This window comes from Mycobacterium gordonae (assembly GCF_001417955.2).
GTDB lineage: Bacteria > Actinomycetota > Actinomycetes > Mycobacteriales > Mycobacteriaceae > Mycobacterium > Mycobacterium gordonae_B.
This window is the reverse complement of the sequence record NZ_LKTM01000068.1, coordinates 37,097-60,086: the sequence shown is the minus strand read 5'-3', so window position 1 is coordinate 60,086 and position 22,990 is coordinate 37,097. Positions and strand designations below refer to the sequence as shown.

Annotated in this window: 27 protein-coding genes; 13 read left to right on the top strand and 14 right to left on the bottom strand. The window is 67.3% G+C overall.

Going from position 1 to position 22,990, the window contains the following annotated elements; all coding sequences use genetic code 11:
* Nucleotide 1 precedes the first annotated feature (1 nt).
* The gene (locus AO501_RS08765; RefSeq protein WP_055577354.1) at nucleotides 2-304 is read left to right on the top strand and encodes an MGMT family protein; all 303 of its coding nucleotides are present in this window, start codon (nucleotides 2-4) and stop codon (nucleotides 302-304) included.
* On the opposite strand, the gene AO501_RS08760 is transcribed toward AO501_RS08765, so the two are convergent.
* From AO501_RS08760 to AO501_RS08750, 3 genes are all read right to left on the bottom strand, one after another.
* Nucleotides 301-1,155, bottom strand: a complete 855-nt coding sequence (locus AO501_RS08760; RefSeq protein WP_055577353.1) for a TIGR02569 family protein — start codon at nucleotides 1,153-1,155, stop codon at nucleotides 301-303. The two genes, AO501_RS08765 and AO501_RS08760, sit on opposite strands and share 4 nt — an antisense overlap.
* 37 nt (nucleotides 1,156-1,192) lie before the next feature.
* Nucleotides 1,193-2,371, bottom strand: a complete 1,179-nt coding sequence (gene moeZ, locus AO501_RS08755) for an adenylyltransferase/sulfurtransferase MoeZ (RefSeq protein ID WP_055577352.1) — start codon at nucleotides 2,369-2,371, stop codon at nucleotides 1,193-1,195.
* Nucleotides 2,372-2,469: 98 nt separating this feature from the next.
* Nucleotides 2,470-3,495, bottom strand: coding sequence for a DUF3152 domain-containing protein (locus AO501_RS08750; RefSeq protein WP_055577351.1), 1,026 nt, complete (start codon nucleotides 3,493-3,495; stop codon nucleotides 2,470-2,472).
* Between the two features lie 183 nt (nucleotides 3,496-3,678).
* Here AO501_RS08750 and AO501_RS08745 point away from each other — a divergent pair, with 183 nt between their 5' ends.
* The gene (locus tag AO501_RS08745; RefSeq protein ID WP_055577350.1) at nucleotides 3,679-4,365 is read left to right on the top strand and encodes a TetR/AcrR family transcriptional regulator; all 687 of its coding nucleotides are present in this window, start codon (nucleotides 3,679-3,681) and stop codon (nucleotides 4,363-4,365) included.
* Here the strand turns inward: AO501_RS08745 and AO501_RS08740 are convergent.
* Nucleotides 4,362-4,622: a DUF3107 domain-containing protein gene (locus tag AO501_RS08740; RefSeq protein ID WP_055577349.1), complete on the bottom strand. Its 261-nt coding sequence runs from the start codon at nucleotides 4,620-4,622 to the stop codon at nucleotides 4,362-4,364. The two genes, AO501_RS08745 and AO501_RS08740, sit on opposite strands and share 4 nt — an antisense overlap.
* 216 nt (nucleotides 4,623-4,838) lie before the next feature.
* Between AO501_RS08740 and AO501_RS08735 the strand changes: the two genes are divergently transcribed.
* On the top strand, nucleotides 4,839-5,582 hold the full coding sequence (locus AO501_RS08735; RefSeq protein ID WP_231752409.1) for an MmpS family transport accessory protein: 744 nt from the start codon (nucleotides 4,839-4,841) through the stop codon (nucleotides 5,580-5,582).
* Here AO501_RS08735 and AO501_RS08730 read toward each other — a convergent pair.
* Entirely contained in the window at nucleotides 5,579-6,283 is a 705-nt protein-coding gene (locus AO501_RS08730; RefSeq protein ID WP_055577347.1) for a ferritin-like fold-containing protein, read from the bottom strand. The two genes, AO501_RS08735 and AO501_RS08730, sit on opposite strands and share 4 nt — an antisense overlap.
* A 255-nt stretch (nucleotides 6,284-6,538) precedes the next feature.
* On the opposite strand from AO501_RS08730, the gene AO501_RS08725 reads away from it, so the two are divergent.
* Nucleotides 6,539-8,041: a DEAD/DEAH box helicase gene (locus AO501_RS08725; protein WP_055577346.1), complete on the top strand. Its 1,503-nt coding sequence runs from the start codon at nucleotides 6,539-6,541 to the stop codon at nucleotides 8,039-8,041.
* A 16-nt stretch (nucleotides 8,042-8,057) separates the two neighbouring features.
* On the top strand, nucleotides 8,058-9,272 hold the full coding sequence (locus AO501_RS08720) for a hypothetical protein (protein WP_055577345.1): 1,215 nt from the start codon (nucleotides 8,058-8,060) through the stop codon (nucleotides 9,270-9,272).
* 75 nt (nucleotides 9,273-9,347) lie between these two features.
* Here AO501_RS08720 and AO501_RS08715 read toward each other — a convergent pair whose 3' ends face one another.
* The gene (locus tag AO501_RS08715) at nucleotides 9,348-10,148 is read right to left on the bottom strand and encodes a ParA family protein (protein WP_156452418.1); all 801 of its coding nucleotides are present in this window, start codon (nucleotides 10,146-10,148) and stop codon (nucleotides 9,348-9,350) included.
* An 87-nt stretch (nucleotides 10,149-10,235) separates the two neighbouring features.
* On the opposite strand from AO501_RS08715, the gene AO501_RS08710 reads away from it, so the two are divergent.
* Genes AO501_RS08710 through AO501_RS08700 form a run of 3 tightly spaced genes read left to right on the top strand, consistent with a single transcriptional unit; the run spans nucleotide 10,236 to nucleotide 12,420 of the window.
* Complete coding sequence (locus AO501_RS08710; protein ID WP_055577343.1) at nucleotides 10,236-10,847, top strand: acid phosphatase; 612 nt, start codon at nucleotides 10,236-10,238, stop codon at nucleotides 10,845-10,847.
* Complete coding sequence (locus tag AO501_RS08705) at nucleotides 10,844-11,941, top strand: isochorismate synthase (protein ID WP_055577342.1); 1,098 nt, start codon at nucleotides 10,844-10,846, stop codon at nucleotides 11,939-11,941. The genes AO501_RS08710 and AO501_RS08705 overlap by 4 nt, the downstream gene beginning before the upstream one ends.
* Complete coding sequence (locus AO501_RS08700; RefSeq protein WP_055577341.1) at nucleotides 11,938-12,420, top strand: GNAT family N-acetyltransferase; 483 nt, start codon at nucleotides 11,938-11,940, stop codon at nucleotides 12,418-12,420. The genes AO501_RS08705 and AO501_RS08700 overlap by 4 nt, the downstream gene beginning before the upstream one ends.
* Here AO501_RS08700 and AO501_RS08695 read toward each other — a convergent pair.
* Together AO501_RS08695 and AO501_RS08690 are read right to left on the bottom strand one after the other, a co-directional pair.
* On the bottom strand, nucleotides 12,372-12,803 hold the full coding sequence (locus tag AO501_RS08695; protein WP_055577340.1) for a hypothetical protein: 432 nt from the start codon (nucleotides 12,801-12,803) through the stop codon (nucleotides 12,372-12,374). The genes AO501_RS08700 and AO501_RS08695 overlap by 49 nt on opposite strands.
* Nucleotides 12,804-12,857: 54 nt before the next feature.
* Complete coding sequence (locus AO501_RS08690; protein ID WP_055577339.1) at nucleotides 12,858-14,081, bottom strand: sensor domain-containing diguanylate cyclase; 1,224 nt, start codon at nucleotides 14,079-14,081, stop codon at nucleotides 12,858-12,860.
* 353 nt (nucleotides 14,082-14,434) lie between these two features.
* Between AO501_RS08690 and AO501_RS08685 the strand changes: the two genes are divergently transcribed.
* Together AO501_RS08685 and whiB1 are read left to right on the top strand one after the other, a co-directional pair.
* Complete coding sequence (locus AO501_RS08685; protein WP_055577338.1) at nucleotides 14,435-15,391, top strand: diacylglycerol/lipid kinase family protein; 957 nt, start codon at nucleotides 14,435-14,437, stop codon at nucleotides 15,389-15,391.
* Between the two features lie 290 nt (nucleotides 15,392-15,681).
* Entirely contained in the window at nucleotides 15,682-15,936 is a 255-nt protein-coding gene (whiB1, locus tag AO501_RS35240; RefSeq protein ID WP_036353357.1) for a transcriptional regulator WhiB1, read from the top strand.
* A 57-nt stretch (nucleotides 15,937-15,993) separates the two neighbouring features.
* Here the strand turns inward: whiB1 and AO501_RS08680 are convergent, their stop codons facing one another.
* Nucleotides 15,994-17,496, bottom strand: a complete 1,503-nt coding sequence (locus AO501_RS08680) for a sensor histidine kinase (RefSeq protein ID WP_055577337.1) — start codon at nucleotides 17,494-17,496, stop codon at nucleotides 15,994-15,996.
* 21 nt (nucleotides 17,497-17,517) lie between these two features.
* On the bottom strand, nucleotides 17,518-17,733 hold the full coding sequence (locus AO501_RS08675) for a biotin/lipoyl-binding carrier protein (protein ID WP_055577378.1): 216 nt from the start codon (nucleotides 17,731-17,733) through the stop codon (nucleotides 17,518-17,520).
* Nucleotides 17,734-17,900: 167 nt separating this feature from the next.
* On the opposite strand from AO501_RS08675, the gene AO501_RS40670 reads away from it, so the two are divergent.
* Entirely contained in the window at nucleotides 17,901-17,975 is a 75-nt protein-coding gene (locus AO501_RS40670) for a 50S ribosomal protein bL37 (RefSeq protein ID WP_011728008.1), read from the top strand.
* Nucleotides 17,976-17,978: 3 nt separating this feature from the next.
* Here AO501_RS40670 and rsrA read toward each other — a convergent pair whose 3' ends face one another.
* Both rsrA and AO501_RS08665 read right to left on the bottom strand, forming a co-directional pair.
* Entirely contained in the window at nucleotides 17,979-18,278 is a 300-nt protein-coding gene (rsrA, locus tag AO501_RS08670; protein ID WP_055577336.1) for a mycothiol system anti-sigma-R factor, read from the bottom strand.
* Nucleotides 18,275-18,931 carry a sigma-70 family RNA polymerase sigma factor gene (locus AO501_RS08665; RefSeq protein WP_197419802.1) on the bottom strand — a complete coding sequence of 219 codons (657 nt, stop codon included), beginning with the start codon at nucleotides 18,929-18,931 and terminating at the stop codon, nucleotides 18,275-18,277. Before AO501_RS08665 ends, rsrA begins: the two co-directional genes overlap by 4 nt.
* 255 nt (nucleotides 18,932-19,186) lie before the next feature.
* Here AO501_RS08665 and AO501_RS08660 point away from each other — a divergent pair, with 255 nt between their 5' ends.
* A complete protein-coding gene (locus AO501_RS08660; protein WP_055577334.1) occupies nucleotides 19,187-20,035 on the top strand; it encodes an SDR family oxidoreductase in 849 nt (282 codons plus the stop codon).
* Nucleotide 20,036: 1 nt separating this feature from the next.
* Complete coding sequence (locus tag AO501_RS08655) at nucleotides 20,037-20,525, top strand: aminoacyl-tRNA deacylase (RefSeq protein WP_055577333.1); 489 nt, start codon at nucleotides 20,037-20,039, stop codon at nucleotides 20,523-20,525.
* Here AO501_RS08655 and AO501_RS08650 read toward each other — a convergent pair.
* Both AO501_RS08650 and AO501_RS08645 read right to left on the bottom strand, forming a co-directional pair.
* On the bottom strand, nucleotides 20,503-21,303 hold the full coding sequence (locus tag AO501_RS08650; protein WP_055577332.1) for an alpha/beta fold hydrolase: 801 nt from the start codon (nucleotides 21,301-21,303) through the stop codon (nucleotides 20,503-20,505). The two genes, AO501_RS08655 and AO501_RS08650, sit on opposite strands and share 23 nt — an antisense overlap.
* Nucleotides 21,300-22,988 (bottom strand): PHA/PHB synthase family protein, encoded by a 1,689-nt coding sequence (locus AO501_RS08645; protein WP_055577331.1) that lies wholly within the window; start codon nucleotides 22,986-22,988, stop codon nucleotides 21,300-21,302. The genes AO501_RS08650 and AO501_RS08645 overlap by 4 nt, the downstream gene beginning before the upstream one ends.
* Nucleotides 22,989-22,990 lie beyond the last annotated feature (2 nt).

Sequence of the window (22,990 nt, the reverse complement as noted above, 5' to 3'; positions counted from 1 at the left end):
CATGGCCGCGGTGACCGACGAGCAGGTCGAGCGGGTGCGTTCGCTGGTCGCGGCCATCCCGTCCGGCCGAGTGGCCACCTATGGCGACATCGCTTCTGCGGCAGGGCTTTCCAGTCCGCGGATCGTCGGCTGGATCATGCGCACCGACTCCGCTGACCTGCCCTGGCACCGGGTGATCACGGCGTCGGGGCGACCCGCCGCGCATCTGACCTCCCGGCAGCTGGAGTTGTTGCGCGCGGAGGGGGTGCTGGCGGTCGACGGACGGATCGCGCTGAGCGAGGTCCGCCACGAATTCGATGCCTAGAGAATCATCCTGACCATTGCCGCGGTGCGGGCCAGGCCCGGAAACGCCTCGGCGGTGGACCGCGGGTGCAGCGCATGCACGGCCAGCCGGAACATCAACGCGCGCAACAACATCTGTGACCACTCCGGCAACGCACTCCACCGTTCGATGAGGCCGTCGTCGGCCTCGCCCCACGACAGGGCGTCGACGACCACCACGCCGGCCGCCCACGACGCCGGCCGCCAGTACGGGGTGATGTCGGTGATGCCGGGGGGTGCGGTGCCGGCGAAGAGCACGGTCCCGTAGAGGTCTCCGTGCACCAGCTGGTTGGGACTGCGGGTCGGCTTGCGCAGCGTCGCAAGCTGATTGATCAATTCGACCGAACGCTCGGCATCGGCAGACGGCGGCGCCGTCCGTGCGCCGGGAGGCACCGACTGCAGGGGCCGTTCCTCCCAGGCGGCGCGGTCGGCGGCGATGAAGACATCGACGTCGGCCCACGGCGCGGTGGGTCCCTGGGTCAGGAATCGCGGGCGCTCGAGTTTGCCGGTGGCCTCATGCAGGCGAACCGCGGCCGAGACCACTTCGTCGTGCCGGGCCTCGGGGGCACCCGCGACGAACGTGTCCGCCCGCCACCCGGACACCACGTAGCGGCCGTCGGTGGAACGGACCGGGCGGGCCAGCCGCACACCGTCGACGAACAAGGTTTCCCGCACCCGGGCCGACCAGGTGGCGCGGGCGTTGTCGGCCACCATCGACAACACCACTTCGCCGCATCTCCAGCCGCCTTCCCAGGCGGCGCCGAGGGCCGCGGGCTGGACTCCGGTCAAACCGAACGCCGCCAGCACATGCTCGGGCGGCGGCTCGTCAGTCACAGCGGTCAGCCTAATCGAGGGCAGAGCCGCGTCGGAGTCAGTACACGACCATGTCGGGCTGCATCTGCGCGGCCCAGGCCAGGATCCCGCCCTGCAAGTGCACCGCGTCGGCGAATCCGGCCTGCTTCACCGCGGCCAGCGCCTCCGCCGAGCGCACCCCGCTCTTGCAGTACAGCACCGCCACCCGGTCCTGCGGCAGCTGCGCCAAACCCTCACCGGAGATGATCAGCCCCTTGGGCACGAGCTGCGCCCCGTCGATGTGCACGATGTCCCACTCGACCTGCTCGCGGACGTCTATCAGGGCCAGCTTCTTTCCGGCGTCCATCATCGCGCGCAACTCCTGCGGAGTGATGGTCGATCCGCTGGCCGCGGCCGCGGCGTCATCGGAGACCACGCCACAGAACTGTTCGTAATCGATCAATTCGGTGATCTTCGGCGTCGACGGATCCTTGCGGATCCTGATGGTGCGGTAGCTCATTTCCAGCGCGTCGTAGATCATCAGGCGGCCCAGCAGCGTCTCGCCGATCCCGGTGATGAGCTTGATCGCCTCGGTGCCCATGACCGACGCGATCGAGGCGCAGATGATGCCCAGCACACCACCCTCGGCGCACGACGGCACCATGCCCGGCGGCGGCGGCTCCGGATACAGATCCCGGTAGTTCAGCCCCAGTCCGTTCGGCGCGTCCTCCCAGAACACCGAGGCCTGGCCCTCGAACCGGTAGATCGAGCCCCACACGTACGGCTTGCCGGCCAGCACCGCGGCGTCGTTGACCAGGTACCGGGTGGCGAAGTTGTCGGTCCCGTCGAGGATCAGGTCGTACTCGCCGAACAACTCGACCGCGTTGTCGGCCTCGAGCCGGAACTCATGCAGCCGCACCTCGATCAACGGATTGATCGCCACGATCGAGTCGCGCGCCGACTGCGCCTTGGACCGTCCGACATCGGCCGTGCCGTGGATGATCTGACGCTGCAGGTTGGACTCGTCGACGATGTCGAAGTCGACGATTCCGATGGTGCCGACGCCGGCGGCCGCCAGATACAGCAGCGTCGGCGATCCCAGACCCCCCGCGCCGATCACCAGCACGCGCGCATTCTTCAACCGCTTCTGACCGTCCACACCCAGGTCCGGAATGATCAGGTGGCGGCTGTACCGGGCCACCTCCTCACGGCTGAGGGTGGCGGCGGGTTCTACAAGCGGCGGCAGCGGTGACGTCACATAATCGAGGTTAGGCGATCACCCCGCCGGCGAGCAGACGCGAAGTCGCACTTTTCGGCACGAAACAGTGCGATTTCGCGTCTGCTCGCGCTGAGAAACTAGGCGATGGGGAATGGCCAGGGATTGAACCGGCACGTCTTGCCGTCGGCCTTCACCTGATCGGGGTCGAACTTCGCCCCGTCGTCATTGGACGTGGAGAACGTCTGCTGCATCATCACCGGCGCCAGGGCGCCCTGCTGGTCGCACGGCTCGTGTTTCACGTACCCGATGGCGTGGCCCACTTCGTGGTTGATCACGTACTGCCGATACGAGCCGATGTCGCCCTCGAACGGAACGGCTCCGCGGATCCAGCGCGCCTCGTTGATGAAGACCCGAGACTGCCGATCGGACCCGAAAGACGGGTTATAGCAGGATGTTTCGAGCCGGAATTCGTAACCGCAGCCCTCGCGCACCGACACCGGTGAGACCAGCGAAATGCGAAAATCCGGTTTGCCGTTATCGATCCGGACGAAGGCGAACTGCGGGTTGTGGGTCCAGCCCTTGGGATTGGCCAGCGTCATGTCGACCATCTGCGCGAACGCGTTGTCGCCGCCGTACATGTTCGGGTCCACACCGTTCTCGATCTCGATGGTGTAGCGGAAGACCTTGCTGGTGCCCTGGCCGATTTGCGGGGTGGTGCCGGGGATGACGCGGTAGGTCTTGTCGCCGGCCTCGGTGTAGGGCCCGCCGTCGGGCAGCGTTCCGGCCGGCAGGTTCGCATCGAAGGCGACCAGGCCGCGCGGCGGGGTGTCGAGGATCGACGTGCCCACCGCCCCGATGGTGGGCGGTTCCTGGTGCGTCGCATGGGCAGCCGGCTTGGGTGTGCTCGTCCCGGTCACCGTCTGGTAGACGACGACCAGGGTGAGCACCGTCAGCAGGGGCAGCGCATAGGCCCGCCAGCCGTAGGTCGACACGAATCGTCCCAGCCAGGTCTGCTTGCGCCATTGGCGCGGCCGGTCCCGGTCCGCGCGAACGCGCCCGGCACTCTGGCCGAGTGGGTCGCGCTGGGCGCGTAGCGGCTCACGCCAGTCGTCACGCAGCACGGGCGCGCGACCGGGACCGTGGGGCGGCCACTGGGACGTCATTTTCCCAGGATGGCACAGTCGCTACGGGCAACCAGCCCTGGCGCGCCCGAAAAAACGCGCGGACCTGCTTCACATCGACCTCACACCCCAGCGAGTCCGCAGGTAGTAAGGTCATGGCAAGACAAGGGCGGCCGGGGGGAATGGCCTGAACGGTCGCCGGCCGAAGCGATCAGATTGAGGACGATGAGCGAGCTAGCCAAGACGGTGCAGCGACGTGCCGTCAGATCAGCCGACGGCGTTCGGCCGATTGAAGGCGCTCCGGTCTCCAACCGCCGGGGTAACCGGTTGCCGCGCGACGAGCGTCGCGGCCAGCTGCTGACCGTCGCCAGCGACGTCTTCGTGGAGAGCGGCTACCACGCCGCCGGGATGGATGAGATCGCCGACCGCGCCGGGGTGAGCAAACCGGTTCTCTACCAACACTTTTCGAGCAAGCTGGAGCTGTATCTGGCAGTGCTCAATCGGCACGTGGAGAACCTGGTCAGCGGCGTCCAGCAAGCGCTGGGCCGCACCACCGACAACCGGCGCCGGCTGCACTCTGCGGTGCAGGCCTTCTTCGACTTCATCGAGCACGACAGCCAGGGCTACCGGCTGATCTTCGAGAATGACTACGTCACCGAGCCCGAGGTCGCCGCGCAGGTGCGGGCGGCCACCGAATCGTGCATCGACGCCGTCTTCGCCCTCATCGCCGAAGACTCCGGCCTGGACCCGCACCGCGCCAGAATGATCGCGGTCGGGTTGGTCGGCATGAGCGTCGACTGCGCCCGGTACTGGCTGGACTCGGATCGCCCGATCTCGAAGTCCGACGCGGTCGAGGGCACCGTGCAGTTCGCCTGGGGCGGCCTGTCGCACGTGCCGCTCGCCCGTTCCTAACCCTTGGCAGCTTTGGCGGCGACGGCTTCGGCTCCGACCCCGAATCCCACGCGGCGTGCGTCCGCGACACCGATCTCGACGTAGGCGATCTTGGCCGAGTTGATCAGAAAGCGCCGGCCGCGCTCGTCATTCAGGCTCAGCAGACCAGCGTCGTCGCGCAGCGCGGCTCCGACGAGTTCTTCGACCTCAGCGGGCGTCTGCGTACTGGAGAACACCAGCTCGCGCGGACTGTCCGTGATACCGATCTTGACCTCCACGGGGGCCCCTTCCGTTGGCGTTTTCATCGCAGGCGTCTGTGCAGCAGGCTAGTAGACGGTCCGGACGCGCATAGCGCCCCGCCCCCGAACCGGGAGTTCGCGGTTAGTGAACAAACCCGTCACGATTCGGTTTAGGCACCCGCTGGAACCCCGTTCCAGACAGCCGGCGTCATTAACATCGGCACCATCAGTAACATCCGTGACACCCTCTACGACATCGTCCGAGACCTCGAAGAGTTCCCGGGTGATGAAGTTCGCGCGGAAAGTTACCCGCGGGACTTCGACGACGATCCGGAGACGGACAGCTGGGACGAGCCCGACTACGAAACCGACGAGGAATGGGCCTGGCCCGCCGACCGCCGCTGGCGTCCGATCGCCCTGCTCCTGGGCGCCGTCGTGGCGATCGGCGCCATCGCCACCGCGGTGATCATCAACAGCGGCGACAGCGCCACCACAAAGGCCACCGTCGGAGTGACACCCCCCAGGACGGCTGTCACGTCGCCCAGATCGAGTGCGCCACCCAGCGCGACCACAAGTGCCCCGCCCACCTCGTCCCGCGCCGCGCTCCCCCCGGAGACGGTCACCACCATCGCGCCCAGTGACGCGCCCACCAAGACGGCGGTGCCGCCCACCCGGCTTCCGAACGCGGCCCCGGCCCCGACGGCCGCCCCTCCGGGTGCGACGCTCAACCCACGCGCCGTCGTCTACAGCGTGACGGGCACCAAGCAGCTCTTCGATCTGGTCAACATCGCCTACACCGATGCGCGCGGCTTCCCGGTGACCGAGTTCAACGTCGCGCTGCCCTGGACGAAGGTCGTCGTGCTCAATCCGGGCGTGCAGACCGAATCGGTGATCGCGACCAGCATCTACGGGCAGCTGAACTGCTCGATCGTCAACGCACAGGGCCAGCTGGTGAAGGCGTCGACCAGCAACTCCGCCCTGGCGACCTGCACTCGCTAGGCCAGGCCCAGTTCGCGCATCCGGCTGTCGTGGGTGTGCTGTAGCCGTTCGAAGAACGCGCCGAGCTGCCCCAGGCCGCCCGTCCCGGAGACCACCAGATCCACCAGTTCGTCGTGGTCGGCGAGCAGGAATTGCGCCTGGGTGATGGCTTCGCCGAGCAGTCGGCGCGACCACAGCGCCAGCCGGCTGCGCTGTTTGCCGCTGGACGTCACCGCCGCCCGAACTTCGGCGACGACGAACTGGGAGTGACCCGTCTCGGACAGCGCCGCGCGCACCACGTCGGCGACCTCGTCGGGCAACCCGTCGGCGATCTCCAGGTACAGGTCGGCGGCCAGCGCGTCACCGACATACGTCTTCACCAAGGCTTCCAACCAGGTACTCGGAGTAGTCAGCCGGTGGTAATTTTCCAGCGCCGAAACGTACTTGGACATCGCCGGCACCACGTCCACACCACGTTGTTCCAGGGCGTCCCGCAGCAGCTCGTAGTGGTTCATCTCGGCGGCGGCGATGCTGGCCATCGAGATCCGCCCGCGCAGATTCGGGGCCATTCGCGCCTCTTCGGTCAACCGGTAGAACGCTGCCACCTCGCCATATGCGAGCAGCGCGAACAGTTCGTTGACGCCGGGATGATCCGCCGGCAGTTGTGGCCTGGGCGAATCGGCCGCCTCGTCGTAGGAGTCAGCGGAGGATGGCGAAGGCATGGTGACACTTTAGTCGGCAGGATTAACGGAACATGGGTGCCCGCTGGGCGACCAGGTACCATGCTTGTAGGTAGTGGCTGAATCTGTGCTGCTGCTGCCCAAAGAAATGTGCGTGCACGCAACTGGCCCGCCCCGATCTTTCCAGCGGGCCTCGGCGACGTAATCGGAGTCGGAAATCGTGCGCGCGAACCGCGACACAGACGAAGTACCGACTCAAAACTCGATTACTGTCACCGAAAGGCTCTTACCCCGCGTATGACCGCACTTAAAAGCACTACCCCACTGACCTTTGCCAGCCTTGGAGTCCGCGACGAAATCGTCAGCGCACTGGCCGAAAAGGGCATCGAAACCCCGTTTGCTATCCAGGAGCTCACCCTTCCGCTCGCGCTCGCCGGCGAGGACGTCATCGGCCAGGCCCGCACCGGCATGGGCAAAACCTTCGGCTTCGGCGTACCGCTGCTGCAGCGCATCACCTCCGAGACCGCGACGCGGCCGCTGACCGGCGCACCGCGGGCCCTGGTCGTGGTACCGACCCGCGAGCTGTGCCTGCAGGTCAACGATGACCTGGCCACCGCAGCCAAATATCTCAAGGCCACGAACGAAGACGGCGCCCAGCGGCCGCTGTCGGTCCTTGCCATCTACGGCGGCCGCGCCTACGAGCCGCAGATCGAAGCGCTGCACAAGGGCGTCGACGTCGTGGTGGGGACCCCCGGCCGGCTGCTCGACCTGTGCCAGCAGGGCCACCTGCAGTTGGGCGGGTTGTCGGTGCTGGTGCTCGACGAGGCCGACGAGATGCTCGACCTGGGCTTCCTTCCCGACATCGAGCGCATCCTGCGCCAGATTCCCGCCGACCGGCAGTCGATGCTGTTCTCCGCGACCATGCCGGACCCGATCATCACCCTGGCCCGCACCTTCATGGTTCAGCCCACCCACATCCGCGCCGAGGCCCCGCACTCGCTGGCGGTGCACGACACCACCGAGCAGTTCGTCTACCGCGCCCACGCCCTGGACAAGGTGGAACTGGTCACCCGGATCCTGCAGGCCCGCGATCGCGGCGCGACGATGATCTTCACCCGCACCAAGCGGACCGCTCAGAAGGTCGCCGACGAGCTGCAGGAACGCGGTTTCGCGGTCGGAGCCGTGCACGGCGACCTCGGGCAGATCGCGCGCGAGAAGGCGCTCAAGGCGTTCCGCTCAGGTGACATCAACGTGTTGGTCGCCACCGACGTGGCCGCCCGCGGCATCGACATCGACGACATCACGCACGTCATCAACTACCAGTGCCCCGAGGACGACAAGATGTACGTCCACCGGATCGGGCGCACCGGCCGCGCCGGTCGCACCGGCATCGCGGTCACGCTGGTGGACTGGGACGAGCTGGAACGCTGGGCGACGATCGACAAGGCGCTGGGCCTGGGCTCCCCCGACCCGGCCGAGACCTACTCCAACTCACCGCACATGTACGCCGAACTGGGCATCCCGGCCGAGGCCGGTGGCACCGTGGGAACGCCACGCAAGGCCCCGGTCAAGCGTCGCGAGGCCAGCAGCAGCGGCAGTTCCGAACGCCCCGCCCGCCGCCCGGACCGCCGCAAGCGCACCCGCGGCGGCAAGCCGGTCACCGGCCACCCCGAGGCGAACGCGGCCGCAGTCGCTGACGCGCCCGCCGAGGATGCGGCACCTGCTGCCGGCGCGCCCAGCAGCAGCCGGCGTCGTCGGCGTCGTCGCAAGCCGGCGGATGCCGCCGCGGTGACCAACTGACGGCATACTCACTTCCGTGGTCCGACCCGAGCGCCGCACCAAGACCGACATTGCGGCCGCCGCGGCCATCGCGGTCGTCGTCGCGGTAGCCGCCTCGCTCATCTGGTGGACGAGTGACGCCCGGGCCACCATCAGTCGGCCGGCCGCGACACCCGCGCCCACCGCTACCCAGGCCCGCGACGTTCCGGCTGCGCTGCACCAGCTCTGGACCACCCCCAGCCCGGCCACCCGGGTGCCCGTCGTGGTGGGCGGCACCATCGCCACCGGCAATGGTCGCGAGGTCCAGGGCCGCGACCCCGGCACGGGTCAGGTCCAGTGGAGTTACTCGCGCGATACCGACCTGTGCGGGGTGACCTGGGTTTACCACTACGCAGTCGCCGTCTATAAGGACGACCGGGGCTGCGGTCAGGTCAGCACCATCGAGGGATCAACCGGGCGCCGTGGCCCGGCCCGCAGCAGCTACGCCGATCCGGCGGTGCGTCTGTCCTCGGACGGCACCACCGTGCTGTCGGCGGGCGACACCCGGCTGGAGATGTGGCGCTCGGACATGGTCCGGATGATGGCCTACGGCGAGACCGACGCCCGCGTGAAGCCGGTGAACCGGGGCCTGCACTCGGGTTGCACCCTGGAATCTGCGGCAGCCAGTTCGTCCTCGGTGGCGGTGCTCGAGGCCTGCGCGAACCAAGCCGACCTGAAGCTGATCCTGCTGCGACCCGGCAAGGAGGACGACGAGCCGCAACAGCAGGTGGTTCAGGAATCCGGGGTGCGCCCCGGCACCGGCGCACGGGTGGTATTGGTCTCCCAGAACCGCGCCGCGGTGTACCTGCCGACACCGCAACCGCGCCTCGACGTGGTCGACGAAACCGGCACCACGGTGTCGAGCACGCTGTTGACCGGCCCGCCCTCGGCGTCGTCGGTGGTCTCCAATACCGGGAACCTGATCACCTGGTGGACCGGTGACGCGCTGCTGGTGCTGGACGCGACGACTCTGACCGCCCGCTACACGATCGCGGCCGGCGAGACCGCCGCCCCGCTCGGCCCGGGGGTGATGATGGCCGGTCAGCTGCTGGTGCCGGTGACCGGTGCGCTCGGGGTGTACGACCCGGTGAACGGCGAGGCCAGCCGCTATATCCCGGTGGAGCGGCAGCCGATCAGTACCGCGGTGATCCCGGCGGTGTCAGGCTCGCGGGTGCTCGAGCAGCGCGGCGACACCTTGGTGGCGCTGGGCTGACTCACCTGCGCGAGCAGACACGAAATCACCCGGGAGCGTGCGCTCCGAGGCGATTTTGTGTCTGCTCGCGGGGAATTAGTACTCCACTGCGAAGGTCGGCAGCGCCTTGCCGGTCTTCCAGTGCTTGAGCAGCGCCTTGGCCAGGTCCCGATAGGCCAGCGCCCCCTTGTTCTTGCGGCCCGCCAGCACCGACGATCCCGACGCGCTGGCCTCGGCGAAGCGCACCGTTCGCGGAATCGGCGGCGCCAGCACCGGCAGCTCGTAGCGATCGGCGACGTCGAGCAGCACGTCGCGGGTGTGAGTGGTCCGCGAGTCGTAGAGCGTCGGAAGGGCCCCCAGCAACCGCAGATTCGGATTGGTGATCTGCTGGACGTCGGCCACGGTGCGCAGGAACTGACCCACCCCGCGGTGCGCCAGCGTCTCGCACTGCAGCGGCACGATGACCTCGTCCGCGGCGGTCAGCCCGTTGAGCGTGAGCACCCCAAGCGAAGGCGGGCAGTCGATGATCACCACGTCGAAATCGTCGGCGAGCTTGGCCAGCGCCCGCTTGAGGGCGTACTCGCGTCCGGCCCGCATCAGCAGCATCGCCTCAGCACCCGCAAGGTCAATGTTGGCCGGCAGCAACGTCATTCCCTCGTCCGTCGTCACCAGCGCGGCGCTCGGTTCGACGTCGCCGAGCAGCACCTCATGGACGGAGACGGGCAGCTTGTCCGGATCCTGGCCCAACGAGAAGGTCAGACACCCCTGGGGGTCCAGATCGACGAGCAGCACTCGTTTTCCCTCGTCCACCATCGCCGCACCGAGGGAAGCGACCGTCGTCGTCTTGGCCACACCGCCCTTCTGGTTGGCTACCGCCAGTACCCGCATGTCACTCACAGTGCCCATCCTGGCACGGAACCCGTTGCCTCGTTCGGGTGGCGGGCCCGGCACGGCTCTCGGCGTGTCTCGGGCAGAATCGCGAGCATGGGCGTACAAGATCACCGGCTGGTGCTGTTGCGCCACGGGGAGACCGAATGGTCGAAATCGGGGCAGCACACCGGCCGCACCGACATCGAGCTGACCGGCGCCGGCCGGGAACAGGCGGAGTTCGCCGGGGTGGTGCTGGGCGACCTTCACCTCAAGCGCCCGATGGTGATCTGCAGCCCGCGCCGCCGGAGCCTGGTCACCGCCGACCTGGCCGGACTCATCGTCGACCAGGTCACGCCGCTGGTCGCCGAGTGGGACTACGGCGACTATGAGGGACTGACCACTCCGCAGATCCACGAAACCGACCCGGACTGGCTGGTGTGGACGCACGGCTGTCCCGGGGGCGAAAGCGTCGCACAGGTCAGCGATCGTGCCGACCGGGCCATCGCTCTGGCGCTGGAGAACATGGAGTCACGCGACGTGCTCTTGGTGAGCCACGGCCACTTCTCCCGCGCAGTCATCACCCGGTGGTGCCAGTTCGATCTGCGCGAGGGCAGCCGCTTCGGCATGCCCACCGCCACCATCGCGATCTGCGGGTTCGAGCACGGCATCCGGCAACTCGCTCAGCTCGGCTTGAGCTGCCATCCGAAACCGTCTGCGATCGCGTGAGCCCCGAACCGGCGTTTGCGCTGACCGGGCCACGGGGGACGCTGGTCGCCGATCGGGCCCGTGACAGCTTCCCCGACATTGCCTCGGCGCAAGCGGCACTGCACACGGGTCGGGCCTCAATAGTGTTGGGCGCGTTGCCTTTCGATGTCACGCGACCGGCAGCGCTACTGACCCCGGACACACTGCGCCGCATCGATGCGCTGCCCGACTGGCCGACCGATCCGCTGCCGGCCGTTCACATCGGCGCCGCCGTACCGCCCAGTGACGAGCATCGCGACCGCATCAGGCGCGCCCGCGAACAGCTTGGGGCGCCGGACAATCCGCTGCGCAAGGTGGTGCTGGCCCGCGCGTTGCGGCTGTCCGCCGACGCACCCGTCGACGGCCGCGCCGTCCTGCGACGCCTCGTCGACGCCGACCCGACGGCGTACGGCTTCCTCACCGACCTGAGTGCGGCCGGCCCGGCCTACACCGGGGCGGCCCTGGTCGGCGCCAGCCCGGAACTGTTGGTCGCCAGATCCGGTGAACAGGTCGTGTGCCGGCCGTTCGCCGGTTCAGCGCCCCGCTCGGATGACCCCGACACCGACGCGGCCAATGGCGCCGCGCTGGCCGGATCCGACAAGAATCGCCACGAACACCAGCTGGTCATCGACACCATGCGCGCGGCGCTCGAGCCGCTGTGTGACGACCTGACCATCGCCGCCGAACCGCAACTGAGCCGCACCGCGGCCGTCTGGCATTTGTGCACCCCGATTGTCGGCCACCTTCGCGATACTTCAACCAGCGCAATCGATCTGGCCCTGGCGCTACACCCCACCCCGGCGGTCGGCGGGGTGCCGACCCGACAGGCGGTCGAGTTGATCGATGCCTTGGAGGGCGACCGCGGGTTCTACGCCGGAGCGGTGGGTTGGTGCGATGCACGCGGCGACGGTTACTGGGTGGTGTCGATCCGGTGCGCCGAGTTGTCGGCCGACCGCCGCACCGCACTGGCCCGGGCGGGCGGTGGCATCGTCGCCGAATCCGATCCCGACGACGAAGTCGCGGAAACCACCACGAAATTCGCGACGATATTGAGAGCACTGGGAGTGCAGCAGTGACCGAGCAGATCCGCCGGGCCACACCGGACGACGTTGCCGACATCACGGCCATGATCCACCAGCTCGCCGAGTTCGAGCACGCCGCCGACGAGTGCACCGTGACCGAAAAGCAGATCACTGCAGCACTTTTCGGAGACGCGCCGACGGTGCACGGACACGTGGCCGAGTGCGACGGCCAGATCGCCGCGATGGCCCTGTGGTTTCTGAACTTCTCCACCTGGGACGGGGTGGCGGGCGTTTACCTCGAGGACCTCTACGTGCGACCGCGCTTTCGTAGACGCGGCTTGGCCCGCGGGCTGCTCGCGGCCCTGGCCTCCGAATGCGTGCGCAACGGCTACAGCAGGCTGTCGTGGGCGGTGCTCAAGTGGAACACCGACGCAATCGCGCTGTACGACGGCGTCGGCGGGCGGCCGCAGACCGAGTGGACCACCTACCGGGTGTCGGGGCCCGAACTGGCCGCGCTGGCCGGACCGGGCTGATCCCGCCCGGCGGCCCACCGCACCGCCGGCCCACTGAACAGCAGCGCCAAGGTCACCAGCGCCACCAGCGCCACCGGAGTGCCGAACACCGGCCGGTGCGAACCGACCGCCAGGTACCAGGCCACCGGCAGCAGCAGTAACTGTGTGAACACGGCCAGTCCCCGGCCCCAGCGCTTGCCCCTCACCAGGGCCAGCCCGGCCGCCAGCACCCCGGCCCCGATCACCGCGAACCACGCCGCCGTGCCCAGTCCGTTGACGACATGCTGATCGGCTCCGGCGAGCCCACGGACAACGAGGATCGCGGCCACTACGAGCCCAGCGACACCTTGGGCCGCGACGATGAATCCGGCTCGACGGACGACGGACGGGGCGGGAACGGTCACAGCGCCAGCGTAGTCAGGCTGCGCCGCGCGGGCCGAGATTGCCCAGGGTTGGCGTCAGGGGCCGAAAGTGCAGCCGCCGCCCCGTTGTTTTGCCTGGTACATGGCTTGGTCCGCCTGATGCAGGGCATCACTGCCCAGTTGCCCGGGGGTGATCATGCTGACGCCGATCGTGACGCTCCCGGGCGAGTGCGTTCGTACCCGCTCCACCAGCGTGCAGGCCAGTTGGCGAGCCTTGTCGGCGGAGGTGTGGGGCAGCAGAGCGGCGAATTCATCGCCGCCGATGCGGGCGAAGACGTCAGACAGGCGTAGCTGGCAGCTGATGATCTGGGCCACGCTCTCGATGTAGCCGTCCCCGGCCGCGTGGCCGTACTGATCGTTGATCCGCTTGAGGCCGTCGAGGTCGATCATCAACACCGCCGCCTCTCCCTGATAGCCATGACGGCTGAGCAGCGCGCCGTGCTGGGCGAGTTCCTCGGCGAACTGCGCGCGGTTGAGCACTCCGGTCAAGGGGTCTCGAGTCGCCTGGTGCCGGAGGAGTTCTTCGTCGCGTTTGCGAGCGGAGATGTCCTCAATGTGGGAGATGAAGTGCAGAGGCTGACCGTCCGCGTCGCGGACCATCGAAGCCGAGAGGTGGACCCAGATCAGGTGTCCGTCCTTGGCGTAGTAGCGCTTATCGATCTGATAGCTGGTGATCTCACCGTGCAGCAGCCGGGTGGCTTCATAGAGGTCCGAGTCGAGATCGTCGGGGAAGGTGATGTCCTGGAACGTCAACCGGGTCAGTTCCTGCTCGTGGTATCCGGTGATGCGACACAGCGCCCGGTTGACCCACTGGAAGCTGCCGTCCAGACCGACAACGGCAATACCGATCGGCGCGCTATCGAACACGGCCTTGAACATGGTCGGGGTACTGCACTGAACAGCTCGGTCCCCAGACACCCCGGTCATGTCGCGAACGAGTGCATGCAACGTCACACTCGGCGCAGAACGGACCGCGAGGACGACCATTTCGACGGGTAGTTCGGTGCCGTCTTTGGCGCGAACTACCTGTGCAACGACGTTGCCGACAACCGGCGACCGGCCGGTGCGCAAGCAGTCCACCAGGGCCTGCAACGCCAAGCCGCTCTGCTCGCCGGCAGAGACTCGCAGAAGCTCCGCCAGCGGCTGCCCGACCGCTTCCGCCGCGGCCCAGCCCAACATCGCGGTCGCGGCGCCGTTCCACTCCAGCACGCGACCGTCCGAATCCAGACCAACACAGGCATCCACGAAGGAGCCCACCATCGGGCGAGGACGGTCATCTACCCCTCGCGCGCCGTCGGGGTTAGACAACGCGAGAGCCATTGCGCCGGTGGCTGGTTGGTGTAACCGGAACTCGCAACTCCATGCACTCCCTCCGGCGGCGTCGGGACCAACAGGCAGCGCGGCCGGTGGGCGTTGGCCGCGGTCCTCTGGGTGAGTATCGCGCGGGAACGCAGATTCTGGTGCCGAACGGGTCGAATGAAGCTCAGCGGCCCGTCGCGCTTCTCCTCAGCGGCCCGTCCCGGCCCGCATCGTCGTCACGCCCCATCACAATCGCGCTTCTCCTCAGCGGCCCGTCCCGGCCCGCATCGTCGTCACGCCTAAGCTCAAACGTCATGCGTGCCATGTTGATCGTCAATCCGATTGCCACCACCATCACGCCGAGCGCCCGCCAACTGGTGGGGCACGCCCTGGGCAATCGGCTCGACCTCACCATCGAGCTCACCAACTACTCCGGTCACGCCGAGGAGCTCGGACGCAAGGCCGTCGCCGACGAGTTCGATCTCGTCGTCGTGCACGGCGGCGACGGAACGGTCAACCAGGTGGTCAACGGCATGCTCGGCCGGCCCGGCTCCGCCCCGGCAGGACCGGTTCCGGCGCTGGGCATCATCCCCGGCGGATCGGCGAACGTACTGGCCAGGGCTTTGGGCATCCCGCGAGACGCCTCCGGCGCGACCGACCAGCTCATCGCCCTGCTGAACGCCTACGAGCGCCACCACGAGTGGCGCCGCATCAGCCTGATCGACTGCGGCGAGATATACGCGCTGGTCAACGCCGGCATGGGCGTAGACGCGGAAGTGGTCCAGGCAGTCGAAGAAGAGCGGAAGAAGGGCCACAAGATCACCCCGCTGCGCTACTGGCGGGTGGCCACCCCGGTCTCGGTGAGGTTCAGCCGCCGCGAGCCCAACCTGATCCTGGAGCGGCCCGACCACGAGCCCGTCTCCGGCGTCCACTTCGTCTGGGTGTCCAACACCAGCCCGTGGACCTACAGCGACGACCGGCCGATGGTCACCAACCCGGGCTGCAGCTTCGAGACCGGCCTGGGGCTGTTCGCGCTCACCAGCATGAAGCTGATACCTACCCTGCGACTGCTGCGCCAGCTGCTCGCCAAGCGACCGAAGCTGGAAGCCGAACAGCTCATCCGGGACGATGACATCAGCCACATCCGCGTCAGCACGATGGCGGGGCCGGCCGCCTGTCAGTACGACGGAGAATACCTCGGGCTGCGCGAAACCATGACCTTCCGGGCCGTACCGGCCGCCTTGGCGGTCGTCGCGCCTCCGCCAAAATAACGTCGCCGACCTGCGGAAATCGAAGATGTGACAAGCCCGCGACAAAAATGTGGGGCGAAATTTCCCGAGTAGTGTAGTACAACGGAGTAAGGGCTTGTGTAAGAGTTCGATGAAGTGAGATACCCCACGGGCCCGCGTAACACTATTGACATCTGTTGAGCCTGTGAAACGATCAAAAGGTTGCATGCAGAAATATGCAGAGGTACGGAAACCTTTCTTGAGCACGCTCAACAGCCAAGAAGAAAAATGCCCGTGCGCAGTGCTGCGCACTTAGTGAGGAGTAGCAACTAATGGATTGGCGCCACAGGGCGGTCTGCCGTGACGAGGATCCGGAGCTGTTCTTCCCGGTTGGGAACAGCGGCCCGGCACTCGCGCAGATCGCTGACGCGAAACTGGTCTGTAATCGGTGTCCGGTGACCACAGAGTGTCTCGGATGGGCTCTGAATACTGGTCAGGACTCGGGCGTCTGGGGTGGGATGAGCGAAGACGAGCGGCGCGCACTCAAGCGTCGCAACGCCCGGACGAAGGCCCGCAGCGGAGTCTGACAACTCAGCTAAGCAGCTTTACGGCCCCGATTTCATCGGGGCCGTATTGCTGCCCGCCTAAACCAGCAACCGCCCCATCCGGCCGATCGGCACCCGCAGCACCACGTCGGTGCCGCGGTCGGGGCCTTCTCGCATCCCCAGGGAGCCGTCCAGCTCCGCGGACACCAGCGTCCGCACAATCTGCAGCCCCAGGCTGTCCGACTTCTCCAGGCTGAACCCGTCCGGTAGGCCACGCCCGTCGTCGTGCACCACGACGTCCAGCCACCGCGCCGAGCGTTCGGCGCGAATCGTCACCGATCCCCCGGTGGCCGACGGATCGAACGCGTGCTCGATCGCGTTCTGCACCAGTTCGGTGATCACCATGATCAGCGCCGTCGCCCGGTCGGAGTCCAGCACCCCCAGGTCGCCCACCCGGTTGATCCGGATCGGCCGGTCCACCGAGGCCACGTCGTTCATGATCGGCAGGATCCGGTCGATGACCTCGTCCAGATTCACCTGCTCGTCCACCGACATCGACAGAGCGTCGTGCACCAGCGCGATCGACGACACCCGGCGCACCGACTCGATCAAAGCCTCGCGCCCCTCGGCGTTGACGGTGCGGCGGGCCTGCAGCCGCAACAGGGCCGCCACCGTCTGCAGGTTGTTCTTCACCCGGTGGTGAATCTCACGGATGGTGGCGTCCTTGGAAATCAGCGCGCGGTCCCGCCGCTTCACCTCGGTGACGTCGCGGATCAGGATCGCCGCGCCCACGTTCTCACCGTGGACCACCAGCGGCAGCGTCCGCAGCAGCACGGTGGCGCCGCCGGCGTCCACCTCCATCCGCATGCTGGACCCGCCGGCCAGCAGGTTGAGCACGTGTTCGGCAACCTCTTGCGCCTCGAACGGGTCCGAGATCAGCGGACGGGTGACCTTGATGAGGTTGTGGCCTTCCAGTTCACTGGTCAGGCCCATCCGGTGGTAGGCCGACAACGCATTGGGACTGGCGTAGGCGACGATGCCCTCCACATCGAGCCGGATGAAGCCGTCACCCGCCCTCGGGGTCGAACGGGACATGGCGACGTCCCCGACGTCGGGGAAGGTGCCCTCGGCGATCATGTGCAGCAGGTCGACGGCGCACTCCCGGTACGCGGTTTCCAGGTGGCCCGACATGCGCTGCGCGGCCAGTTCAGTCTGGTGCTGGGTGAGCACCGCCACCACCTGGCCGCCGTAGCGGACCGGGGACGCCACGATGTTGGGGCCAGGCAATTGCCACGAATGGTTTTCTGCCGCTTCGCTTTCCTGGATAGCGACCCCGGAGCTGAACGTTTCAGCGACCAGCGGCAGCCGGTCGGCCGAGACGACGCTGCCGACCGCGTCGGTCTGCAACACCGTAGGCGAGGTGTTGGGCCGGCACTGCGCCACGCACACCAGCATGCCGTCGTCCCGGTGGACCCACATCAGGTAATCGGCAAAGGACAGGTCGGCCAGCAACTGCCACTCCCCCACCACGGCATGCAGGTGATCGACGGCGTTGCCGGGCAGAACGGTGTGCTCGGCGAGCAGATTACCGAGAGTGGACATGCAGTGAGTGACGCCTGACGGCTAGCTGATCACGGCTATAAGGTCGCCGGCCTGGATCACATCACCGACGGCAACGCTCACCCTGCTGATGGTTCCGGCGACCTCGGCCAGCACCGGGATCTCCATCTTCATGGATTCCAGCAGCACCACGACGTCACCCTGGCCGATTTGGTCGCCTTCGTTGACCACGACTTCGAGCACGCTGGCCACGATCTCGGCGCGGACCTCCTCGGACATCATCACCCCACTCGTATCGGCCGATTCTGCGTATATCGAACCATAAGGCGGGTCGGGGTGGCGCCGCGCGGGCTAATGAGGGCGCGTCGCCGGTCTCATGAGACACTGGAGGGCAACCCGGCGGCCGGTGTGCCGCCCAGCTCATTCAGACGAAACGAGGTTCCATCATGGCCAAGCGTGGCCGCAAGAAGCGTGACCGCAAGCACAGCAAGGCCAACCACGGCAAGCGCCCCAACGCCTAAACCTCAGGCCTGAAACTCTCCCCGGACGATCGTCGTCCGGCGGATTTCCAGCCGGAGGCGCTCGCGCAACGTGTCGGGCGCCTTCTCACCACTGCATTTGGTCGCGATCAGGGCTTTGAGCCGCTCCTCGATGCCGTAATGCTGAAAGCATCCGGGGCATGCCTCGAGGTGCCGGCGCAGGCTTTCCTTCTTCTCAGGGGTGCACTCGCCGTCGAGCAGCGTCCATACCTCGGCGATCACCTCGGCACAGCCGAAGGCACCGTGGTCATCGTGCTCGCTGGGTCGGCCGCAGGACTCACTCATGACGACACCTCCTCGTGTGCCTGCTCACCGCGGGTGAAACCACGATCCTTGGCCACGTCAGCCAGCAACTCGCGCAGCTGACGGCGGCCCCTGTGCAGCCGGGACATCACGGTACCGATCGGCGTTCCCATGATCTCGGCGATCTCTTTATACGGAAAACCTTCGACGTCCGCGTAGTAAACCGCCATCCGGAACTCTTCCGGCAGCGCTTGCAGCGCCTCTTTGATCTCGGTGTCCGGCAGCGACTCGAGTGCCTCGACCTCCGCCGAGCGCAGTCCGGTCGAGGTGTGCTCCGCGTTGGCAGCCAGCTGCCAGTCGGTGATCTCCTCGGTCGGATACTCCGACGGCTGCCGCTGTTTCTTGCGGTAGCTGTTGATGTAGGTATTGGTCAGAATCCGGTACAGCCACGCCTTGAGATTGGTGCCCTCGCGGAACGAACGGAATCCGGCGTACGCCTTCACCATCGTCTCCTGCAGCAGGTCCTCGGCATCGGCCGGATTGCGCGTCATGCGCAGCGCACCGCCGTAGAGCTGGTCGAGCAGCGGAATCGCGTCGCGTTCGAAGCGCGCCGTCAGCTCGGCGTCGGTCTCGTCAGGCTTGGGCGGCCCGTTCGTGGCACCGTCTAGCCCGGTCTCGCCATCGATGTCGGCCATCTTGATTAATACGGTCCCTTCGGTTGCGGTGTCGCCGGGGCGCGCAAACCACGCCGCCGGACTCGCAAGGAAGCGATCCAACCGCTCCGCACCCAAGAGGCTCGTCGCAGTTGACACCGAACTCCCTCCTTCAATCTAAAGGCCGCCACCGAACCGTGCAGTCACCGCCTCACATAACGGCAATTTCCGGCGCGCTATTTCCGGCGTGTGATCCCGCGCACGGGCTCAATGGCAGGTGGCGTTAATGTGACGGCCATGTCTCTCAACGGCAAAACCATGTTCATCTCCGGCGCCAGCCGCGGTATCGGCCTGGCGATCGCCAAGCGCGCCGCCCAAGACGGCGCCAACATCGCCCTGATCGCAAAGACGGCCGAGCCGCACCCGAAGCTTCCCGGCACGGTGTACACCGCCGCCAAGGAACTGGAGGAAGCCGGCGGACAGGCCCTGCCGATCGTCGGCGACGTCCGCGACCCGGACTCGGTGGAGTCCGCCGTCGCCAAGACCGTCGAGCAGTTCGGTGGCATCGACATCTGCGTCAACAACGCCTCGGCCATCAACCTGGGGTCGATCCTCGAAGTGCCGATGAAGCGCTTCGACCTGATGAACGGAATCCAGGTGCGCGGCACCTACGCCGTGTCGCAGGCCTGTCTCCCGCACCTGAAGGGCCGGGAGAACCCGCACATCCTGACGCTGTCGCCCCCGGTCCTGCTGGGCAAGGAGTGGCTGAAGCCGACGGCGTACATGATGGCCAAGTTCGGTATGACGTTGTGCGCCTTGGGAATCGCGGAGGAGATGCGCCAAGAGGGCATCGCGTCCAACACCTTGTGGCCGCGCACCTTGGTGGCCACCGCAGCGGTGCAGAACCTGCTCGGCGGCGACGAGGCGATGGCGCGTGCCCGCAAGCCCGAGGTGTACTCCGACGCCGCCTACGTCATCCTCAACAAGCCCTCGCGGGAGTACACCGGCAACATGGCGCTGTGCGAGGACGTGCTGCTCGAGTCCGGCGTCAGCGACCTGTCGGTCTACGACTGCGTGCCGGGCGGGAAGCTCGGCGTCGACTTCTGGGTGGACGGCGTCAACCCGCCGGGGTACACCCAGCCCTGACGTGACGGCCGCCGCGACACCGGCTTTGGCGGCACTGACCAAAGCCGGTGTGCCGCACCAGGTGGTGAAGTACGACCACGATTCCCGCGAACGCTCTTTCGGCGCCGAAGCGGTCAGTGCGCTGACTGAGTCGGGAAGCATTGCGGCAGAACAGATTTACAAGACGCTGATTATCGCGGTGCCCGGCGGCCTGGCGGTGGCCATCCTGCCGGCGTCGTCGAAGTTGTCGCTGAAGGCAGCCGCCGGGGCGCTGGGCGTCGGGAAGGCCGCCATGGCCGAACCCGCGGTCGCCGAGCGGACCACCGGCTACGTGCTGGGTGCGGTGTCCCCGTTCGGGCAGCGCAAGCGGCTGCCGACCGTGCTGGATGCCGGAGCGCTGGCCTGGGAGACCGTGTACTGCAGCGCGGGCCGCCGCGGTTGGGACGTGGCGGTTGCGCCGCAGGATCTGATCCGGTTGACCGGCGCCGTCACCGCCCCGATCCAGGCTTAGCGGTCAGGAAACCCTCGATGACGGGCGCCAGCTCGGCGGCGTTGTGCACCACGTCGATATGCCCGCCCGCGTGCAGGTGCAGACGGGAATGGGGAAGCAACCGGTGCATGATGTGCGCGTTGATCACCGGGATGATCGGGTCGTCGGTGCCCGCCACGATCAACGTCTGCTGCCGCACCGCCCGCAACGCGAACAGGCTGGTCCACACCGAACCCGCGAGCAGCTGATGCAGGTAGCCGACCTTGGAGCCGGCATGCAACTGCTTGACGAACAGCCGCGCCACGTCCTCACCATGAGCGCGGACGGTACCGCCGTAGAGCTCACCGGCGATGTAGGCCGCGTAATCGGGATCCGAGAAGCGGCGCGGGGTAACCATTTTCGCCAGCACGCGCGGGTGGGCAGGCACCATCAGCGCTCCGGTTCCGGTCGCCACCAGGACCAGCCGCCGGCACCGCCGCGGATTCTGAAACGCGAACTGCTGCGCCAGCGCGCCACCCCAGGACAGGCCGAGGATGTCAACCACGCCGAAATCCAGCTTCGTCAGCACCCGACCCAATACCCAGGCGAGGTAGGGAAAGCCGTAGGGCAGCGGCGAAGTCGGCGATCCCCCGGTGCCCGGGACGTCGAATCTGATTACCGGACAACCGAATTGCTCGACCAGCGGGTCCAGTACCTCGAGACTGGCGCCGATACCGTTGCACAGCACCAGCGGCACCCCGGTTCCGGGCCGAACCTCGACCCGGATCCGCTGGCCGCCCGCCGTGACGTAGTGGCTCACTTTTCCATCACATAACTGCCGGGCGCCGGTCCCAGCGGCGGAAGGCCCTCCCCGCCCAGGGCTTTCGGAGCGTCGATCTCGGGCCCGCTGCGGTCGGCCAGCCAGGCCACGTAATGCGGCCACCAGGAGTCGGCGAATTTCTCGGCGGTGTCGAGCCACTGTTGTGGATCCTCCTCGCCCACCGGACCGACCCGGTAGGACGCCTTCGGATTGCCGGGCGGGTTGACTAGGGCCGCGATGTGACCGCTGGTGGACAACACGTAACTGTTGTCCTTGCTGCCCAGCAGGCGCGCACTGCGATAGGTGGCCTGCCACGGTGAGATGTGGTCGGCGACGCCGCCGATCACGTAGGCGTCCGAGGTGACCTTGCCCAGGTCGACCGGACTACCCAGCATGCTCACCGCGCCGGGGGTCAGCAGCGCGTTCCGCAGCCCCATCAACACCATGTCGCGGTGCAGCGCGGCGGCCATCCGGGTGGTGTCGGCGTTCCAGAACAACACGTCGAACGCCGCGGGCTTACGACCTTGGACATAGTTGTTCACCACGTATCGCCACACCAGATCGGTGGGGCGTAGCCAGGCGAACATCTCCGCCATGTCGCGGCCGTCGAGAAATCCCTTCTTGGCCGACACCCGAATCGCGGCCTGCGCCGCCCGTTCGCTCATCGCCGCCGCGGCTACGCCGGCCCGGGTCTCGTCGAGGACGGTGACGGCCAGCGTCAGGCCCGCGACCCGGTCGCCCTCACCGATGTCGGCCAGGTGGGCAGCCGTCATGGCGGCGAGGATGCCGCCCGAGCAGGTGGCCAGCAGGTGGGTGTTGTCGGTCCCGGCGATCTTCTGCACGGCGTCCATCGCCTCGATGATCGCCGCGCCGTAGGCGTCGAATCCCCAATCCCGGTGCCTGGCCTGTGGATTGCGCCATGAGATGACGAACACCTGTTGGCCTTGACTGACGAAGTACTCGATCATGCTGCGGCCGGGCGCGATGTCCATGACGTAGTACTTGTTGATCACCGGCGGCACCATGAGCAGCGGGATCGCCCGTACCTTCGCGGTCTGCGGGGCGTACTGGATGAGTTCGAACATCGAGGTTTGCAGCACCACGGCACCCTTGGTGACGGCCACCGTCTCGCCCACCACATAGGCGTCAGGCTCAACCATCGCCGGCACGCGCGGCTTCGAAAGCATGTCCCGGGCAAAGGCTTTGAGGCCGCGCACGGCGCTCAGCCCACCGGTGTCGATCAGCGCCTTCCAGCCGAGCGGACTGATCAGCGGATTGTTGCTCGGGGCCAGCCCCTCGACCACGTTGTCGAGGACGAACTGCATCCTTTCCTTGTCGCGCCAGTCGAGTGCGGCGTCGTCCAGCAGTTCGCCGGCCGTCTCGGCCCCGGCCAGGTAGGCCTGCATGATTCGGTGCAGCAGTGGATTCTCCTGCCACGCAGGGTCGCTGAACCGTTTGTCGGCCCGCGCCGGCGCGCGTTGCGACTTGCCTGCGGCGATTCTGCCGAGTTCACGGGTCAGGGTGCCGACCCGGTCCGCGACGGCGCCCGGCTGTTGCGCGAGGCTTCCGGCGACCCGCGCCCAAGTGGCGTCGGGCATCATCCGACTGGCGAAGGGCCGGGTGGCGCTGGTGAGCAACAGGTCCAGCGGGGCGGCCAGTTCGTCTGGTTTGTGTTGAGTGGCCATGG